The sequence below is a fragment of the Desulfosarcina alkanivorans genome (assembly GCF_009688945.1).
GTDB lineage: Bacteria > Desulfobacterota > Desulfobacteria > Desulfobacterales > Desulfosarcinaceae > Desulfosarcina > Desulfosarcina alkanivorans.
The window spans coordinates 4,757,924-4,775,673 of record NZ_AP021874.1; the positions used below are offsets into that span (position 1 = coordinate 4,757,924).

The window sequence follows — 17,750 nt, forward strand, 5'->3', positions numbered from 1 at the left end:
GCGTTTTTATGAAGGTGTTGGCTTTCTTTTCAAAAGGAGACGATCGATGAAAAAAGGAGTATCAATTCTTGCGGCCATGCTCATGTGGATGGCCTTTTGTTCCTCTGTTGTATATGCAGAGGCCTTGTCCAATCAGGAGTTGTCCGAACGGATCGGGCAGCTGGAAAAGAAATTGGACCAAAAAGGCGGGATTTTCCCCGACAGGTGGAACGAGCGCATCGCCCTGAGCGGGCTCATCGAGGCAGAGGCCGGTTATATCAGATTTGATGAGAACGGGGGTGACAGCAGCGACGAAAGCGACATTGCTGTGGCCACTGTGGAACTGGGCATCGATGCCGACATCGCCAAGCATGTTTTGGGGCACGTCCTCTTTCTGTACGAAGACGGCGAAGATATCGTGGTCGATGAAGCCACCATCACCCTCAGCGGTGAAGACGTGGTCCCCGCCTACCTGATCGTCGGTGAAATGTACGTTCCCTTCGGCAATTTCGAGTCCCACATGATCTCCGATCCCCTGACCCTGGAGATTGCCGAAACCCGAGAGGCCTCGCTCCAGGTGGGCGTGGAGACCGGCGGTTTCCATGGGTCGGCGTTCATCTTCAATGGAGACGTCGACGAAGCCGGCGAAGATGACAACCTCATCGATAATTTCGGAGCCAATGCCGGCTACACCATGGAGAGCGACGCCTTCTCCATTGATGTGGGCGTCAGCTACATCAACAATCTGCTCGACGGCGACAGCTGGGAGGATGTGATCGATGACGGCGGGTTCACACTCAACGAATATACCGCAGGTATGGGGACCTATGCTGTCGTCGGTATCGGGTCGCTAACTTTTATCGGTGAATATATCACCGCACTGGATGATATCGAATGGATCGACGAGGCCGATGACCGGTTCAATGAAGACGAAATCTCGGCCTGGAACCTGGAGGTCTGCTACGCCTTTTCCATTGGGGAGAAAGAAGCTGAGGTTGCCGCAGCCCTTCAAGGAACGGATGAAGCCCAGAACCGCCTTCCGGAAACCCGTTACCTGGGTGCCTTCGGGCTGGGGATTTTCGAGAGTACCAACCTATCTTTTGAATATACCCACAGCGAGTTCGAAAACGACGACGAAGAGGATGCCTTTACCGCCCAGCTGGCCATAGAATTCTGACCCAACGTCGAAATCTCTTGATCTGAAAAAGGCGCACCTGGCCTGACACGAATGTCTCCCGGTTGCGCCTTTTAAATAACGATGCAAACTTGCCTTTCTGGACGCTCCGATCTTCATGAACAGAGCCAACTTAAATCAATTTGGGGGGCAACCGACAATTCCTGTCTCTTCCCATACGCCCCTGTCATTTCGAGGGTTTGTAAAGGTGTTGCCTGGAGCCCTTGCCGGGCGGCCCTCACCCGCACCGGAATGGTCTCGCGGAGAGAGCGTCATCCCTGCAGGCAGAATGATATTGACAGTGGAAATCCGATGCAATTACACTTGAAACAGTGGCGGGAACGATAGAGGCGCAAATGCCATGCCGGCCAGGTTGATTGGTTCCCTTCTTTTCACATCTGAAATTCCACCGGTCCTGATGCCCTCCCCTCCCGTTCCATTCCATTCCATTTCAATGCGGATCCGTTGTTCGACCGTTTCCTGCCGATGGATTCCAATTAAAGGAGGACATCATGACGGAACAAGATTGGATGGCCTTGGGCGTTACCATTTTCGTTATGTCCATCATCGGGTTGATCCTCTGGCTGGGGTTGACCGGGGCCTTATCCTGAAAAATACAGATTCCCTGATCCGTAAAGGCAAAGACCGCTAGGGTGGCCTCCTTTTCGATGTCATGAGGCCAAATTACCAGGGACTCGTGGCAGAGTCGTATGTTCAGTCATTTTAAAGCAACTCTTTTCCTGCTGGCATTTTTGTGTTGGGTCACCAACGTGACCCATGCCCAACCGGTAACGGCGCCGACCCTGAGAATGACGCTGCCGGCCAGTTGGGATGAAAACTGGTTTGCGTCCCCGGCGGTGTTCGATCTGGATCAGGATGGGCTCAACGAAATTATCGCCTCCAGACACAGTGTAACCTATGTATGGGATGCAAATGGCGCATTGAAATGGCGGGCCCCGGTCGGTGAGAATGCGTCATCCGCCAATGACCATGGCACCAGCCGCCAGTATGCCTCCCCGGTCGTGGGCGACCTGGACGGCGACGGGGACGGTGAGATCGCCATCGCTTACAGCAATAAAATTGCGGTGTATGACCATTTCGGTTTTCTCCTGCCGGGCTGGCCGCAGGCCTTTCCGAACGCCAGCAGTGAAATCCGATCCCTGGCGGCCGTGGACCTGGACCTGGACGGCGCATCCGAGATTCTGGCGGTCAAGACGTCCAGCGGTCCGGTCACCGTGGCGTGGCATCTTGACGGAAGCGTGGTTGCGGGGTGGCCCCAGGTTCAGGATTGTAATGAATGCAATGACTATGGCGGGTACAATCAGAATGTCGGCGCAGTCGATCTGGACGGCGATAAACGCCCTGAAGTGGTCAGTACCTATGACATCTGTCACATCGGGATCATGTATGCCGACGGTCGCCCGTTCCCGGCCAACCCGATATTCTGGAAACCGGCGGACCCCGATCCTGATCCGGTCCCGGCAAGCGCCGTGCCGATGTTTCATGACGTCCGCCTGGCGATACAGGGCTGGGGGCCGGACGGCAGCGATCGGGATGAGTTCACCGATTCCCCGCCGGTGTTCGGTGATGTGGACGGCGACGGCCTGCCTGAGGTGATTCTCTATTCGGACCACGAACTGGCCGGGGAATACGTCAATCGCGGCAACTGCCTGTGGGTGTTGAATCCGGACATGACGCGCGTATCGGGATTCGAACGTCCCATTTGCTCCGCCATGCCCCTTTATACGGGATATGAAAACAACATCGTTCAGGTGGCGCCCGCACCGGCCATCGCCGATATTGCCGGTGACGATCGTCCGGAAATCATCGTGCCGTCCTATGACGGAAAAATGCGCTGCTACTCCCCGGACGGCATTTTGTTATGGATGTACACGTTCGACACGGCCGGCGGTCCTTTCATCGGCGCCTCGGGCCCTGTTGCGGGCGATCTCAATCAGGACGACGTGGCGGAAATCATTTTCTGTACCTATTCTACTTCACAGGCGGTTTCCCATCTGATCGTGCTTGATGCTGCCGGGGCAGAGCTATACAAAACCGCATTATCAAAGCGGGGCAGCATGAGTCCGCCGACGCTGGCCGACGTGGACCAAAACGGAGCGGTCGAAATTATTGTTTCCTTAAAGGATACGCTGGGATCCGGGTCCGGCGGCGTTCAAATCTGGGATGTGGCGTCGGCCGGCAACAACGCAATGCCCTGGCCCACCGGTCGCGGCAATCTTTTTCGAAACGGCCGGCCGGATCTCGGGCAAACGAAACCATCGCTCAATCCCGGTGTCCTCTTTTTGTTGCTGGGCCGTTGATCCGGTTGTAATACCATTGAAATCGTGGCGACCTCTTGAAGTGGTCCCGTCAATGTGGAGATGCTATGTTCTGCCCCCATTGCAGAGCGGAATATCGTGACGGCTTTCATGTCTGTTCGGACTGTGGCGTCGATCTGGTCGACGCACTGCCACCGGAACCCGAGCCTGAATTTGTCAATTTCAAAGAGGTGCTTGCCACCTACAACCCGGCGGACGTCGCCTTTTTGAAATCGCTCTTGGAAAGTGAAGGCATCCAGTATTTTTTCAAGGGCGAGCATTTTCTGTACATGCGGCCGTTAGCCGACCCGGTGAGACTGATGGTCAGGGAAGATCAGGAGGCCGAGGCGCTTGAACTGCTGAAGGACGTGGATTTATCTGTCACTGGAATCAGCCTGGGAGGTAAATCTTAAAAATGGCGCCCGCCATGATCCTATGAAAGGAGATCAGCATGAGTACGGAAACGATGCGTCAATCTTTTTTTCGGCTTCTGTTATTGGCATTCCTGGTATCGGTATTTTCTGCCGGCTGCGTAAAAACACTGGTGGCGCCGTATGATGAGAACCTGGTCGCCAGCACGGAGGCGTTTTATGTAAAGGCCGCCGGCATCGTCGAAGAAGGCCGGTCCGTGAGTCCGCGAACGGATCAGGAAAGAGCCGCCATAACCAACCCGGCAGCACATAAAGGGCATTTTTCAAAGTTCGAAGCCCGATACAGCGACCTGATCGTTGACGCCGAGGCACTGATTTTACGCGCCATGGCGAGCAGCGACCAGATCGATATCGCTGGTCAAAAACTTCAACAGAAACTGGACGAACTGATCGAAAGCAATATTCCTTCGGTGTGCGCAGGCTTATCGGACGCCTTCGGGCAAACCAGCCTGACGGCCGGAAACTATATCGATTTGAAGTGTATCGTTACCAGGTGGAAGGCACAGCACGCCGACCCATCGCTGACACGGGATACCCTGATTTTGAAAAAAGCGAACTGGGACGGTCGGAAAAATCTGATTTTTAATGCCATCCTGGCAATCCAAAAAGCGGAAGCCTTTAAAAACAGCAATCAGGAACCGTGAGAGGTGAAAAATGGCCACGATTAACGGTGTCGATTTTGGAAACGTCATTGACGAGGCGGTCGCCGCGGCCAAAGCTGTGGTTACGGATAATTGGGATGAGGTTCAGGAAATCGTGAAAAATATCGGACAAAGCCTCACCAACGACCTTGTCTTTATCGCCAAGAAAAAAGCATCCGGAGAATATAATGAAGATGACGCCAAAGTTTTCCTGGATGATCAGAAAATGCTTGCCCGCATAAGATTGCGTTCGGTCGCGATCGTGACACTGCAGATCGCCGAGCGTATCTGGAATGCGATCGCCAGCGTTTTCGCAACTGCCATCAACCGGGCTTTTGGCTGGGCGCTGTTGCCATAGGCGCATCGGCCGCCTGAAAAAGCGTGACCGGTTCTTGCTCTGATTTTATCCGGCGCCGGTTTTTACTGTTTTTCTCCTTTCGCTGAGCCCTGGCCAGCCATCCGTTAAAGCGCCTGTTCAGCCCCTCCTTCACCCGACGCGGGATAACCTGTTTTAACCATAGACATCCAATCGCTGGAGAGGGCTGAAATGACGCCTATACGCTGCTTCTTTAAACCGTTCAGACCCACTGCTATTTTCAGGATGGAAGCAAGGAGACAACGCCGTCCGCAGCGCCGGTTGTCCCCCGTGGTTGCACTTTCCCTGATCATGGCCTGGCATATAACCGCTGCCGCAGCGCCGGAGTTCATCGCGACGGTTTCCGTTGGCGATTTTCCCACCGCCATTGCCATGTCCCCCGACGGCGCCTTTGCATACATCACCAATCAACATGACGACACCGTTTCGGTGATTCGGCTTTCCCGTCATGCGCTGGCCGCCACCATAGGCGTGGGAAATGCGCCCAATGCCGTATCCGTGACCCCTGACGGCAATCGTGTATACGCCGGCAGCAACCCCATATCGGTGATCCGAACCGCCGATCATAGGGAGGTGGATACCATTGCAGCAGGAATGAATATCTATGGCATGGCCGTCACGCCCAACGGCCAATATGTCTATGTTTCCAACCCGGCCTCTTATACGGTCGGGGTCCTTGATACATCCGTCAATGCAATGATTGATCTGATTATGGTCGGTGGCGGTCCCACCCGCATGGCGGCATCCCCGGACGGGGATTTCATTTATGTCACCAAGTGGGCTGACAATCAGTTGAAGGTGATTGAAACGGCCACCCATGCCGTGGTGAGCACCATTTCCGTGGGAAGCAGTCCCCATGGCATCGCTGTCACACCAGACGGCTGCTATGCATGTATCGCCAACCGGATATCGGATACCGTTTCCATCGTCGCAACGGCGGACACCAGTGTTGAAGGGACGGTGCCGGTGGGCAATGAACCGGTCGGGGTGGCCATTGACCCTGAAGGGTCATGCGCATACATCAGCAACCTATCCGATGATAGCGTATCGGTCATTGAACTCTCCACCCGCACCGTGGTGGCAACCATCGCAACAGGGAATGCTCCTTCCGCCGTTGCCGTTACGCCGAATGGCGAATACCTGTACGTTGCCAACAGCGCCGACAATACGGTTACGGTGATCCGGATTTCTGAACGGTCGGGTTTGTTTTTTCCGATCAAGACCACAACCGGAAAGACGGCAATCATCTATATCGAATAAAATTGAGGCAGCAGTTGGTTTCGGCCTATGCCTTCAAGGACGGTACAAGGGATGCCGCCGGAAAAAAGGCGGGCAAGACCCTGAGCAGGGGTCTTGCCCTAGAAGGAGGAACGAAAAAGAAAGCCCTTCAGTGGTTTGATCCGACTCCCTGAGGCAAAAGGGCGCCGGCATACGGTCAACCCTGCTGAATCGGTTCCGGTTTCGCTCCACAGAGGGTAAAAAGCAAAATTTGTACCGACATAATATTTATAAATAATTCAGTATTTTATAAAGCCGGGTGGGCGGCTTATGACATTTTTTGTCACCATCGTTTTCACAAATTGTCACCTTGGCTGTGTCCAAGGGGTGTGTGCCTGGGGCGATGATTGCATGAACCAGCCTGCGGATGCCACCCCCTTCACGGTCACGACGGTCTCCGGTCCTGTCGACCATTTGACAATGACCGCATGAATGACCAATTAGGTATGTAGATACTTATTTCAGGATGAATCGGACGAACTGGATTGTGGCGAGCGAACGCGACATGCCCACGCCTGATTGGCTGACCGGGAGGCTTCCCGATCCGGGATAACGATGATTAACGACGACACAACCCAATGGTTGCCAGGCGACCTGATTCGCTTTCCATACGATTTGAAACTGAACCGTTGAATCCCGGCTGTACCGGTGAGACGGCCGTTGATAAGGATTCCACAACCACCTGCCCCCTTTCAGGCGAACACAGCTGACCCCGATCTAAGCGTCTTCTCCGAGCCATTGTTCGAGCTACCGGGTTTCCTGATTTCATCATGGCATGTTTCGTGACATGAACGGATGACGCCAGCGGCATTGACCGGCTGCCGCTTCACCAACGACCGGGTGCGTGTCTGTTGGTGTCGACCACCTTTTTCCGGAGGCGTAAAATGACGCGATGCCCGCGATGGATCCTTTTAACCCTGTTTTTTTTGCTGCCCGGCACATTTTCCGTTGCCAGTTCGGCGATTCCAGTCCTGGAAAGAAATGCCTTGATTGCTCTATACACCGCTACCGGTGGAAGCCGTTGGTCGGACAACAGCGGGTGGAAAACACCGCCGCTGGCCGCCGACGGGTTTGCCATGCCCGGTACCGAATGCAGCTGGTATGGGGTGGGCTGCTACGAAAACCGGGTAACCGCGCTTGAGTTCATCGACAACCAGCTGACCGGCAGCATGCCTGCCGAATTGGGAGATTTTGCCAACCTTCAGGTCCTTGAACTGTGGGTCAACCAGCTGACCGGCAGCATCCCCGCCGAATTGGGACATCTTTCCCTCCTGGAGTATTTGAATCTTGGCGACAACGGACTGACCGGCAGCATCCCACCGGCGCTTAAAAATCTTTCCCGCCTCCAAACCCTCTCGCTATACTCCAACCGGTTGAGCGGCGGCATCCCTTCGGAGCTGGGCGCTCTTGCCAACTTGCAAGGCATGTTTCTCATGGACAACCAGCTGAGCGGCGGCATTCCCCCGGAATTGGGAAATTTGTCCGGTCTGAAGCGGCTTGAGCTTTATTTCAACCAGTTGACCGGCAGCATTCCACCCCAATTGAAAAATCTTGCCGGCCTGGAGTATCTGGACCTGTCGCTGAATCAGCTGAGCGGCAGCATTCCCGCCGAACTGGGCGATCTCTCCAACCTGGAAAGCCTGCTGCTGACCGGCAATGCATTGGCGGCCAGCATCCCGCCGGAGCTGGGCAACCTGACCCGCCTCGAGCGCCTTGAACTGAATGCCAACCAGTTGGGCGGCAGCATTCCCGCTGAACTGGGCGATCTCTCCAACCTGGAAAGCCTGCTGCTGACCGGCAATGCACTGACGGGCAGCATCCCGCCGGAGCTGGGCAACCTGACCCGCCTCGAGCGCCTTGAACTGAATGCCAACCAGTTGGGCGGCAGCATCCCGCCGGAATTGGGAGGCCTTGCCAGCCTGCACTATCTGGAACTTTCATCCAACCAGTTGGACGGCAGCATCCCCCCGGAATTGGGAGGCCTTGCCAGCCTGCAGAACCTGCTTTTGTCCGCCAACCAGCTGAGCGGCAGCATTCCCGCCGAACTGGGCGATCTCTCCAACCTGCAAAGCCTGCATCTGCAGTATAACCAGTTGAGCGGCAACATTCCCGCCGAATTGGGACGCCTTGCCAATCTTGGTGTCCTGTGGCTTTTGTCCAACCGGCTGGCCGGCAGCATTCCGCCGGAACTGATTAACCTGAACAGTTTGTTTTTCCTGAGAATTTGTGAAAATCACCTCTATACCGACAATGAGACCCTGCGCCAGTTTTTAAATGACCTGGAGCCGGACTGGGAAAGCTGCCAGACACCCCTGCCCGCCGTATCTCTGCCTTTCCTGAACATCCTGCTGCTTGACGATTGATCGAGTGTCCGTTTGCTTTGGTATGAAACCTGCTTTTATTCGAGGGTGGAAACGGCCCATCTGCGATCGTCTTTATTTTGGCGATCGTCCATGAAGGAACGGAAAACGCCCATGCGGGCAATAAAAGCTGGGAACACGGGTTGTCGAGAAAGCCCGGCAGCCCGTTATACCCGACTCGGGCAGGCGGATGGGCCGGCGCTTGTCAGGACGATCCTGCCGGTTTTACCGGAGAGGTGCATTCTCTGATGCAGATAAAAAAAGTAATCATTTGCATGGCTATCCTCGTCGGCCTCGCCGGTGCGGACACGCGGGCGTTCGAACTCATGCTGCCGCGGGTTTACGATGAAGGCATGGCGGTATCCAACTGGCTGATGAGTGAAAAACTCGACGGGGTGCGCGGCTATTGGGACGGGCGGCAACTGTTCTCAAAAAACGGGACGCTGTTTCATGCCCCTCCGGCCTTCACCCGAAATTTCCCCGATTTTGCGGTCGAGGGGGAAATATGGGGCGGTCGGAATACTTTCGAAAAAACCGCAGGCATCGTCAGGCAACAGGAGGCACACGACGGCTGGCTGGCGCTGAAATTCGCCGTCTTCGATGTCCCGACGGCTGGCGGGGGCTTTGAGAATCGACTGCGCAAGGCGGCCGACTGGTTCGACCGGCACCCCTCCGATCACGCCTTTGTCATCGAACACCGCCCGGTTGAAAGCCATGCGCATGTATCCCAAGAATTGAAACGGATCGAAGCGCTGGGTGGCGAAGGGCTCATCCTCAGACGGCGGGGTTCCCTCTACACCGCGGGCAGAAGCCGGGACATCCTGAAAGTAAAAAGTTATGCGGACATGGAAGCCGTGGTTGTCGCGCATCTATCCGGAAAAGGGCGTAACGAAGGCCGGATGGGATCCCTGGTGGTAGAACTTCCGGGCAGCCGGACGAGGTTCAAAATAGGCACCGGCTTTTCCGACGCGACCAGGGAAAATCCACCACCCGTCGGAACCCTGATCACCTTCAAGCACTATGGATTTTACCAGTCGGGCATTCCCAAATTCCCCTCCTTCCTGCGGGTCAGGGACGATTTTTGAGCGTGTCGTACTGCGATGCAGGATAACGGGCATCCACGGTGCGCCGTAAGGTAGATCGGATTCCCCTGTTCCAATCAGCCGTGCCCGGCCTGTCATGGTAGCGTCCAGTAATCATTTAGAATCATTTGTGTTTTGCCGGCTCTGTTCTCTGCATCAATCTTCGGACACGGTCGTTCATCTCTTCCCGATCGCGGTATTTTTCTCGCTATGTTTTGCACATTTGCCAAAATTGTTGGAGTTTGTTATTAGGCCTTTTGCTCAAAACCGGGCGATATACACCAGCCTCCAATTCTGCGGACAATCGCAGATGGGCCTGTTATGTGGCAAACGCAATCAACTATTCACCAACGGAAGGAAGAGGAATGAAAAAATCAATTTTGGGATTGTTGTCATGTCTGCTTCTTGTCAGTGGTTCGGCATGGGCGGGGTATCGCTATACCGTCAAAGTCGATCACGAAGGCGGTAATGTCACCCCTTCGCAGGCCTATGAAATGGTGCAGAAAGATCCCGGTCACACCTTTATCGTCGATACCCGCACGAGGGCTGAATACCAGTTGATCGGTCATCCCGAGGGCGCATATAACATACCCAGGAAATTCTGGACCGGAAAGCTCGGCAAGAAAAAATACGGAATGGCCGATAATGCCAATTATGAAAAGGACCTGCTCGATCGGTTCGATCCCGCCACCGACAAACTGATATTCATGTGTCGCAGTGGAAAAAGAAGCTGTCTGTCCTGCCAGGCAGCGATCAACGCCGGATGGGATCCCAAAAGCGTATGCAATATGCTTGGCGGCTTCGAAGGGGATAAAATTTCGAACAGCAACAGTATTTTCGATGGCCAGCGCAAACTCGGTGGATGGAAAAACGAAGGGCTGCCCTGGAGCTACCATATTGACAAGACATTAGTCTACAAAGCTGATCAAACGCAGTAGCATCGACTTGAAACCAGCCACATAACAGGTTATTAATACAGCAGGCGGGCCTTGCCGGCGGGTAGACCTGACCGCCAGTTCACAAAAGGCCCGTCTTGTTTTTTTTGAAGGTTCTTCCGAATGGGCTGCCCATAGACGCAAAGGAATTTGACCATGGCATGGTTCAACCTGTTTTCGGGTCCGACGGCTGAACGGCTTGAAGAAAAAGGGGATGCCCTGGGCGCCGGTGGGTTCTGGGGAGAGGCCAAGCTTGAATATGAACATGCCCGTCGCAAGCTGGAAGCGGTTGCCCCGCCGGATCGAGCGGGCCTGGCCAGGATTGCGGGAAAGATCGCTGGCGCCAGGGACGCGCTGGCCCGTGAGCATCACCGGAATGCCGCGCAGTTGGCGGCAAGCGGTCATTTTGAAGAGGCCCTGGACCTGGTGGCGCTGGCCCTTGAGCTGGCGGGCGATGCATCCTTGAAAGCGGCCCTCGGCGAGCAACTCCGGACCATCGAGGCCTCTCGGGCCGCAGAGAACCGGCCGGTGCTCCCGAATCCGGAAGACCTGTGGGGGCCGGAGGAAGACGATGGGCCCGTCCAGGCGCCGGATGAACAATTCAGGGCGCTGTGCGGCACCTTGCCCGACCCGGTGCGACGGGCCTATCTGGGGTATGGTTCCGATTTTAAAACCGGTTATCTTGCACTGAACAACGGCGACTTCGAGACTGCCGAGCGGTATCTCGTCCGAGCCCTGGACGCGCAGGACGCGCCGGACAGCTATATCCCCCTTGAACTGGCCACCGCCCGCCTTCACCTCAATCGGCCGGACCAGGCCCGGCAGCTGCTGGAGGCGCTGCTGGACCACCACCCGGACGCCCTGCCGGCCTATCAGCTCTTGTGTGAAATACACTGGGAACAGGGGCGCTTCGACCGGGCCGATGCCCTGCTGGCGGCGATTCCATCAGAGCTGGCGGCGTCCCGGGCCGTGTTTATCCTCAAGGGTGAAACCCTCGTTCAAGCCGGTTATCTCGACGCCGCCAAGACCTTCTATCGCGATTTTCTGGCAACCTATGGCTGGGACGAATCCATGGCCGGCGCGCTGGCCAGAACCCACGAGGCCCTGGGTGAAACGGACCATGCGCTTCGGATGTATCAGGAGATCATGGGCCACTGCAGCGGATGCCAAAGCCGCATCGATCCCCTGGTTAAGGAAAAAGTGGCCGATCTCTCCTTCGCCGCCGGCAACCGCGACACGGCCATCCTGGAGCTCTACCTGTCCCTGGCCCAGGACTTTCCTGAAAAGGCCTCCGCGTATTACGCCAGGGTCAGCCGTATTTACCACACACTGGGCAACGAGACCGAAGCCCGGCGATTTTTGGCGCTGGCCGAACGGATGGCCCCGGGAAACGATTGATCTTTTTACAGGTTTCAAAATTTGACACATTTGGCCGGGTCTGGCGTGGATAAATTGACACAGGTTGCATGCATGGTTCTTTACAGGGCAAAAAGTGTTTGATATTAAAGGAAATAAAAAAATTAAGCGCTTGGCATCTAATGTGCTTTAATTATCTGGCAGTGGTAATACGCTTCTCACTCCTCCCTCTTGACAAGGCCCGTTTACGGGCCTTGTCTTTTTTACCGATTCCATTTTCCATGCAGCCCCCCTGTCCACGTTTTTTTTCCGTCCGCCGGTGACGTGTTCCCCCTTCCGGTTGTGGACCGGCCGTACCATGGTTATACTAAAAAATTAAAGCCATTCAATGGAGGGAAACGACGATGAAACGCTATCACACGCTTATTTCGCTGCTTGCCTTTGCCGTGGCCGGATATATTCTGCTGTCACCCCAAACCGGTCATTCCCATTGCCAGATTCCATGCGGGATATATGATGACCACATGCGTGTCCGATCCATGCGCGAGGATGCCGCGACGGTAGACAAGTCCGCCCGGTTGATTGCCGAGTTGGCGGGCAAGCCCGATGCGCAATCGCAAAACCAATTGGTGCGCTGGGTGATGAATAAGGAAAAGCACGCCCAGCAGATCATCGCCACGATCTGTGATTATTTCCTGACCCAACGCGTCAAGCCCGGTCAAAAAGACTATGCAGCGCGACTGGCAGCCCATCATGCAGTGATCGTCGCCGCCATGCAGGCCAAGCAACATGCGGATGTGTCCTACGCGAAAATCCTGACCAAACGTGTAGACGCCCTGTCGTCTTACTATCCTGAACACGATCATTAGGAGATGCGCCATGACTCCGGGAGCACTTCATAAACTGGCGGCTTTTTCCACTCGCCCCGAAGGGGGAAATCCCGCCGGCGTATGGATCGGCGAGACGCTTCCGGACTCCGGCACGATGCAGGAGATCGCCGCGGGAGTCGGTTTTTCCGAAACCGCTTTCGTGGCGCCTGCCACCGGAAGCCGCCGTCGCGTCCGTTACTACAGTCCCGAGGCGGAAGTCTCATTTTGCGGGCATGCCACGATTGCCACGGGCGTGTTGCTGGGCGAAAGCGAGGGGGACGGCACCTACACGCTGGAAACCGCTGTCGGTGAGGTGCCGGTGTCCGTGGGCGTCCGTAATGGCGTGCGTGAGGCATCGCTGACATCCGTCGAACCCGTGGATTCACCGGCGCCGGATTCATTGGTTGACGAGGCCCTTTCGGCACTCGGCTGGGGACGTGACGAACTCGACGCCGCGATACCTCCGGCGAGGGCCTACGCCGGTGCATGGCATCTGGTGATGGCCGTCGCCGCCGCGGATCGGCTGGCCGAGCTCGAGTATTCATTCGACACCCTGAAGGGGCTTATGCTTCGGGAAAAACTCACCACGCTGCAACTGGTCTGGCGGCAAAGCAACGACGTGTTCCATTCCCGCAATCCTTTTCCGGTCGGCGGGGTGGTTGAGGATCCCGCCACCGGTGCCGCCGCCGCGGCCCTGGGTGGCTATCTTCGGTCGGCCGGCCTCATTTCGGTGCCGACCACGATCCGGGTGTACCAGGGCGACCACATGGGACGCCCCAGCCGACTTGTGGTGCAGATCCCTGCCATCGGCGGGATCGTGGTTTCCGGCACGGCTGTCAGGCTGTGATCGGGTGACGGAAAGGACAGATGTCGCCTGTCAAGGGCTCGGGTTTTTTCGTTATATAAAGCCGGTGCGGCTTGATCCGGATCCGCCCTGGTATTCCTGCCGTTGGATGACGCCGTGGCGACGTGAAAATATAGGGTTTACATTTGTGGCGACACCCAATAGGCTTATCTGTATTTCAACAGCGCTTTCCGCAGTCCGAAAAAAGTCAAGACAGCCGAGTCTTGTACCCATACGCCCAACAGCATCCGGCCGAAACTTAATCCTTGGGGGGAATCTTCCTATGGACAACGATCATGCAGGCTGACCGACTCTTTTCTCACCTTGAACCGGTCCACCGCCGCGTCGCCGGCTGAACGCACTGGCGATACGGATCTTCCTGGCCACGCGGTATCTGTTTTTCCCTGTTGAATCGCTTCGAAGAGAAGGACGCTGATATGGGTTTCTCACGGCACTTTTTTCCTGAATACCAATTCGCATTTACGCAGTGTTACGGGATTGTTGATGACAACAGCCTGCGGATTCACATTCTCAGCTTTAACCTTGAAGCCAAGGGCATGACGTATATCAGGGAGCTGGCCGATGCCCGCAAGCTTGACAACGTGAGCAACGTGACGGTTCAAGGCCTTGTTCAGTTGTCTGAACTCGGTAAAGAGCGATCCGCCGGCAGGAGGGGGCTGCTTGCCATCGTGGTGGCCAGGCCCCTGATATATGAGATGGCGCGAATTTATGCCGGCCTGCTGACCGACATCAAAAAGGACACGCGTATTTTTTATGATGTAAAAGAGGCGCTTTCCTGGCTGGACTACGACGGGCAGGAAATTGACAGACTTATCCGGTATATGGGCAAACATCGCGTCTGAAGGGCGCTGTTGTTACGAACGATTCTTTGTTTCTGCCGTTGGGTTTGCCTTTATGGCAGCGAGGCGCACGGGCGCGGTGTCTAAACGTCCGACGGGTTTGAAGCCGGAACCTTGTTCATCGGGCAGCCGGAGTGGCGGCAGCGCCTGCAGTAATGGACGGGAAACACCGCCAGGATGGGCAGGCCGAACAGCCAGAAGAGCGCCAGCAGGGGCGGGTCCCTGACCAGCCAGATGTTCGGCATGAGTACCAGCCCTGCCATGGCGGTCCCGACGGAGATTTTTTCCATCGTTCGCATTCGAGGTCCTTTATAGGGGTAGAATCGGCTCAGGAGGGACGGCGGCAGGAACAGGCAGGTGGCATGCATGGACGGATAGGGGCAGTGGGCGCAGAGGCCGGGCAGGATGACCTGTGCAAATGCCAGCAGGGAATAAATCACATATATCACAGCCCAGACAGGCGATTGTCTGTAGATCCCGAAGGTGCCGATCGTCATGAACCCGTACCAGCCCACTTGCATGATCATGCGTTCTTTCAGGGAAAAACGGTCGATCAGCGAGACTCCGGTGTTTTTTCTGTTTGGCATGTTCTCCCCCCGCAAGCATCGCCAGCAGCGGCTGGCTTTTCCATTATGGCGAACAACGGCTTGCCCATCGAAATGGATGGAAGTCCTGTTTGATGATCGCTGTGATCACAGCGTTGACCGTGCGGACCCCGCGTATCCATGCATGATATCCACAATGGTGACCAACGTCAATCGCCGGTGACCCGCCGACAGGTTGTCCCCGGATCCGATCCACCACTGGCTGAAGGAGTAAAAAATGAGAGTCTTTGCCATCAATTCCAGCCCGCGTACCGGCGGAGAGAGTAAAACCGAACTGATGCTCGATCATCTCGTCGAGGGCATGCGTGGTGCCGGTGCCGAGGTCGACGTGGTGAACCTGCGCGAGAAGAAAATCAACCCGTGCATCGGTTGCTTCACCTGCTGGACGAGAACCCCCGGCCAGTGTATCCACAAGGATGATATGACCGCTGATCTTTTCCCCCGATGGCTGGCATCCGATCTGGCGGTATATGCCACCCCACTTTACTACCACACCGTGAACGGGGTTATGAGCATTTTCAGGGAGCGGACCCTGCCGGCGATTCAGCCTTTTTTCGAGCAGGATGATGCGGGGCATCTCTTTCACCCGCTGAGAAACAGGGTGCCGCCTGCGGTGTGGCTGTCCGTGTGCGGGCTCCCCAACGACTCTGAATTTGATGCCCTCTCGGACTATTTGAATCGAACCCGCCACAGGGACGTTTCGATTGTGGCCGAGATCTACCGGCCCGCTGCCGAAACGATGATGAATCCGTTTTTTGAGGATAAAGCCGGTGACATCCTGGATGCCACCAGGCAGGCGGGGCGGGAATTGGTGGCGTCCATGGCAATCGCCTCCGCGACCATGGCACGGATTCGGCAGCCGCTCGTCGATCCTCAACGGTTTGCCCAAATGGGTGACCTGTTCTGGAAAACCTGCATTGCCGAAGGCGTGACACCAAAAATGTTTCGGGAAAAGAAGATGGTCCCGCGGCCCGATTCCCTTGAAAGCTTCATGGCCATCTTTCCCTTTGGCCTGAATGCCGACGCCGCCGGAGACCGAGCGGTGGTTCTGCAGTTCACCTTTTCCGGTCAGGTGGACGATTCTTGCTATTTCACCATTGAAAAGGGCGCTGTCGGCGCCTGCAAAGGAACTCCCGGGACCCCCGACCTCACGATTGAGACCCCCTTTAACCTGTGGATGGACATCATGACCGGCAAGGCGGACGGGCAGCAGATGTTCCTGGAGAAAAAGTATAGCGTCATCGGCGATCTCACCTTGATGCTTCGCTTGTTAAAAGGCCCCGCGAAAAAATAAGTTTGCCGCCTTCCCGCCTGGTTTTCCGTCATCGGCGACGCCGGCCAGCCGCGGCAAAAAGAAAGCCAGCGCGGGGCTGCTGCGCTGGCTTTGTCGAGGTTCAATCGGTTATTTGTAAATACCGGCGCCCACAAAGTAAGGGGTGCCTTTGACCCGCTGGATAAAACTGCTTTTGGCCGCCGGTTTATCCTCGCCCGGTTTGGGCCACATGTAGTCTACCCAGCCTTCCCCCTTGTTGCCGGCCACCTGGACGAACTCGACAAACAGGGGTTTGCCGTCAGTATCGGCAACCTGGAGCAGATTGTCGCGTTGGGTCAGTTCCGGCTTGATGGGATGGGCGATCATTTTGCCGTCCAGATCCATCAGGAACACATAGGTGTCTTTCCAGACAAAGGGCCCCTCCTTGTCTCCGATGGTTTGGCTGGCCATTTCCACCCCCTTTTCCTGAATCAGCTTGGCCGCGGCTTCGCATTTGGCGAGCACCTCTTCCTTCGTGGCGCCTTCGGCCCAGCCCAGCGCGGCAAAGCAGGCAATCAGCATAATGACGATGGCGGTTGTTTGAATTGATTTTTTCATGATGTACCTCCCTCTTGATTGGTTGTTGACCGCAGATTTCCACTTTGGAGCAAACATGATCCGGACAATTGCGTGCTGACATCACCTCCTTCTTCCCCCGAATGGGGGCATGACGGACGGCAACTGGACGGCGCCATGTGCCGTCACGACCCTCCGGCGGGGTTGGGGACTGCCTGTTTTTGTCGAAGCGTGTCGGAAAAGAGAAGGGAGGCCCTAAACAGTCTGTGTCTGAATCAAACCAGACGCGGCAACATCAGTTCAGATAGGTTTCTATGCCGTGAAGACACGCGATCAGCGGAACAATAATGTTTTCGTGAAGATCCCTTTTTCGGGAGGGCTTTCGGCCCTCTGTCGGGGAACTAAAAGCCAGTACTATGCTAAAAACATGCCCAACTGTCAACTATTTGTAATTAATAAACTTTTTTATTTTGCCGGATGGCATTCGTTGCCTTGGTTACGAAATTTGCACACAGGGTGGGCCGTTGCCGGGCTGGAAAGGGGGTGCTGGTGTCTCAGGTGCGGGCGATGGGCGCTTAAATCTGATTGTATTTTCGTTGGACGCGTTTTTTCCTGACCTCGGCGGACTCGTAGTAGCGGCTTTTCTTATCGATCCACCAGCCGTTGGCCGTGTTTTCTCCGTCGGTGTACCCCAGGTTGTAGCCACGATGGGCACCGGCCAGGAAGACCGAGATCAGCAGAAGGATGGCAACCGCCGCCGTGATAAGCTTTCCTTTGGTTATAACCGATCTCATGATGGAACCCGTCCTCCGGT

At 55.8% G+C, this 17,750-nt stretch carries 17 protein-coding genes; 14 read left to right on the plus strand and 3 right to left on the minus strand.

Features of this window, described 5'->3' with window-relative positions; genetic code table 11:
• The first annotated feature begins 46 nt into the window (after positions 1 to 46).
• The 13 genes from DSCA_RS20850 to DSCA_RS20910 all read left to right on the plus strand — a co-directional run bounded on the left by DSCA_RS20850 (position 47) and on the right by DSCA_RS20910 (position 14,506).
• Positions 47 to 1,156: an LbtU family siderophore porin gene (locus DSCA_RS20850; protein WP_167527886.1), complete on the plus strand. Its 1,110-nt coding sequence runs from the start codon at positions 47 to 49 to the stop codon at positions 1,154 to 1,156.
• 707 nt (positions 1,157 to 1,863) lie between these two features.
• The gene (locus DSCA_RS20855) at positions 1,864 to 3,474 is read left to right on the plus strand and encodes an FG-GAP-like repeat-containing protein (protein ID WP_155318266.1); all 1,611 of its coding nucleotides are present in this window, start codon (positions 1,864 to 1,866) and stop codon (positions 3,472 to 3,474) included.
• 65 nt (positions 3,475 to 3,539) lie between these two features.
• Positions 3,540 to 3,884, plus strand: coding sequence for a putative signal transducing protein (locus DSCA_RS20860; protein WP_155318267.1), 345 nt, complete (start codon positions 3,540 to 3,542; stop codon positions 3,882 to 3,884).
• Between the two features lie 38 nt (positions 3,885 to 3,922).
• Positions 3,923 to 4,546 carry a hypothetical protein gene (locus tag DSCA_RS20865; protein ID WP_155318268.1) on the plus strand — a complete coding sequence of 208 codons (624 nt, stop codon included), beginning with the start codon at positions 3,923 to 3,925 and terminating at the stop codon, positions 4,544 to 4,546.
• Between the two features lie 10 nt (positions 4,547 to 4,556).
• Complete coding sequence (locus DSCA_RS20870; RefSeq protein WP_155318269.1) at positions 4,557 to 4,901, plus strand: hypothetical protein; 345 nt, start codon at positions 4,557 to 4,559, stop codon at positions 4,899 to 4,901.
• A 288-nt stretch (positions 4,902 to 5,189) separates the two neighbouring features.
• Positions 5,190 to 6,179, plus strand: coding sequence for a beta-propeller fold lactonase family protein (locus tag DSCA_RS20875; RefSeq protein ID WP_167527887.1), 990 nt, complete (start codon positions 5,190 to 5,192; stop codon positions 6,177 to 6,179).
• A 902-nt stretch (positions 6,180 to 7,081) separates the two neighbouring features.
• Positions 7,082 to 8,560: a leucine-rich repeat domain-containing protein gene (locus DSCA_RS20880; protein WP_155318271.1), complete on the plus strand. Its 1,479-nt coding sequence runs from the start codon at positions 7,082 to 7,084 to the stop codon at positions 8,558 to 8,560.
• Between the two features lie 245 nt (positions 8,561 to 8,805).
• Positions 8,806 to 9,642, plus strand: coding sequence for a DNA ligase (locus DSCA_RS20885; RefSeq protein WP_155318272.1), 837 nt, complete (start codon positions 8,806 to 8,808; stop codon positions 9,640 to 9,642).
• 362 nt (positions 9,643 to 10,004) lie between these two features.
• The gene (locus DSCA_RS20890; RefSeq protein WP_155318273.1) at positions 10,005 to 10,577 is read left to right on the plus strand and encodes a rhodanese-like domain-containing protein; all 573 of its coding nucleotides are present in this window, start codon (positions 10,005 to 10,007) and stop codon (positions 10,575 to 10,577) included.
• A 153-nt stretch (positions 10,578 to 10,730) separates the two neighbouring features.
• Positions 10,731 to 11,972 carry a tetratricopeptide repeat protein gene (locus DSCA_RS20895; RefSeq protein ID WP_155318274.1) on the plus strand — a complete coding sequence of 414 codons (1,242 nt, stop codon included), beginning with the start codon at positions 10,731 to 10,733 and terminating at the stop codon, positions 11,970 to 11,972.
• Between the two features lie 362 nt (positions 11,973 to 12,334).
• The gene (locus tag DSCA_RS20900; RefSeq protein ID WP_155318275.1) at positions 12,335 to 12,799 is read left to right on the plus strand and encodes a superoxide dismutase [Ni]; all 465 of its coding nucleotides are present in this window, start codon (positions 12,335 to 12,337) and stop codon (positions 12,797 to 12,799) included.
• A 10-nt stretch (positions 12,800 to 12,809) separates the two neighbouring features.
• A complete protein-coding gene (locus DSCA_RS20905; protein WP_155318276.1) occupies positions 12,810 to 13,646 on the plus strand; it encodes a PhzF family phenazine biosynthesis protein in 837 nt (278 codons plus the stop codon).
• A gap of 434 nt (positions 13,647 to 14,080) precedes the next feature.
• Complete coding sequence (locus DSCA_RS20910; protein ID WP_155318277.1) at positions 14,081 to 14,506, plus strand: hypothetical protein; 426 nt, start codon at positions 14,081 to 14,083, stop codon at positions 14,504 to 14,506.
• 80 nt (positions 14,507 to 14,586) lie between these two features.
• Here the strand turns inward: DSCA_RS20910 and DSCA_RS20915 are convergent, their stop codons facing one another.
• Positions 14,587 to 15,090, minus strand: coding sequence for a hypothetical protein (locus DSCA_RS20915; RefSeq protein ID WP_155318278.1), 504 nt, complete (start codon positions 15,088 to 15,090; stop codon positions 14,587 to 14,589).
• A 235-nt stretch (positions 15,091 to 15,325) separates the two neighbouring features.
• Here DSCA_RS20915 and DSCA_RS20920 point away from each other — a divergent pair, with 235 nt between their 5' ends.
• Entirely contained in the window at positions 15,326 to 16,402 is a 1,077-nt protein-coding gene (locus DSCA_RS20920; RefSeq protein ID WP_155318279.1) for an NAD(P)H-dependent oxidoreductase, read from the plus strand.
• 108 nt (positions 16,403 to 16,510) lie between these two features.
• Here DSCA_RS20920 and DSCA_RS20925 read toward each other — a convergent pair whose 3' ends face one another.
• Both DSCA_RS20925 and DSCA_RS20930 read right to left on the minus strand, forming a co-directional pair.
• The gene (locus tag DSCA_RS20925) at positions 16,511 to 16,978 is read right to left on the minus strand and encodes a cache domain-containing protein (RefSeq protein ID WP_155318280.1); all 468 of its coding nucleotides are present in this window, start codon (positions 16,976 to 16,978) and stop codon (positions 16,511 to 16,513) included.
• Positions 16,979 to 17,511: 533 nt separating this feature from the next.
• A complete protein-coding gene (locus DSCA_RS20930) occupies positions 17,512 to 17,730 on the minus strand; it encodes a hypothetical protein (RefSeq protein ID WP_155318281.1) in 219 nt (72 codons plus the stop codon).
• Positions 17,731 to 17,750: the final 20 nt, after the last annotated feature.

Coding starts and splice junctions, on each gene's coding strand:
- DSCA_RS20850 (WP_167527886.1), top strand. CDS start 47: ATGAAAAAAGGAGTATCAATTCTTGCGGCCATGCTCATGTGGATGGCC.
- DSCA_RS20855 (WP_155318266.1), top strand. CDS start 1,864: ATGTTCAGTCATTTTAAAGCAACTCTTTTCCTGCTGGCATTTTTGTGT.
- DSCA_RS20860 (WP_155318267.1), top strand. CDS start 3,540: ATGTTCTGCCCCCATTGCAGAGCGGAATATCGTGACGGCTTTCATGTC.
- DSCA_RS20865 (WP_155318268.1), top strand. CDS start 3,923: ATGAGTACGGAAACGATGCGTCAATCTTTTTTTCGGCTTCTGTTATTG.
- DSCA_RS20870 (WP_155318269.1), top strand. CDS start 4,557: ATGGCCACGATTAACGGTGTCGATTTTGGAAACGTCATTGACGAGGCG.
- DSCA_RS20880 (WP_155318271.1), top strand. CDS start 7,082: ATGACGCGATGCCCGCGATGGATCCTTTTAACCCTGTTTTTTTTGCTG.
- DSCA_RS20885 (WP_155318272.1), top strand. CDS start 8,806: ATGCAGATAAAAAAAGTAATCATTTGCATGGCTATCCTCGTCGGCCTC.
- DSCA_RS20890 (WP_155318273.1), top strand. CDS start 10,005: ATGAAAAAATCAATTTTGGGATTGTTGTCATGTCTGCTTCTTGTCAGT.
- DSCA_RS20895 (WP_155318274.1), top strand. CDS start 10,731: ATGGCATGGTTCAACCTGTTTTCGGGTCCGACGGCTGAACGGCTTGAA.
- DSCA_RS20900 (WP_155318275.1), top strand. CDS start 12,335: ATGAAACGCTATCACACGCTTATTTCGCTGCTTGCCTTTGCCGTGGCC.
- DSCA_RS20905 (WP_155318276.1), top strand. CDS start 12,810: ATGACTCCGGGAGCACTTCATAAACTGGCGGCTTTTTCCACTCGCCCC.
- DSCA_RS20910 (WP_155318277.1), top strand. CDS start 14,081: ATGGGTTTCTCACGGCACTTTTTTCCTGAATACCAATTCGCATTTACG.
- DSCA_RS20915 (WP_155318278.1), bottom strand. CDS start 15,090: ATGCCAAACAGAAAAAACACCGGAGTCTCGCTGATCGACCGTTTTTCC.
- DSCA_RS20920 (WP_155318279.1), top strand. CDS start 15,326: ATGAGAGTCTTTGCCATCAATTCCAGCCCGCGTACCGGCGGAGAGAGT.
- DSCA_RS20925 (WP_155318280.1), bottom strand. CDS start 16,978: ATGAAAAAATCAATTCAAACAACCGCCATCGTCATTATGCTGATTGCC.
- DSCA_RS20930 (WP_155318281.1), bottom strand. CDS start 17,730: ATGAGATCGGTTATAACCAAAGGAAAGCTTATCACGGCGGCGGTTGCC.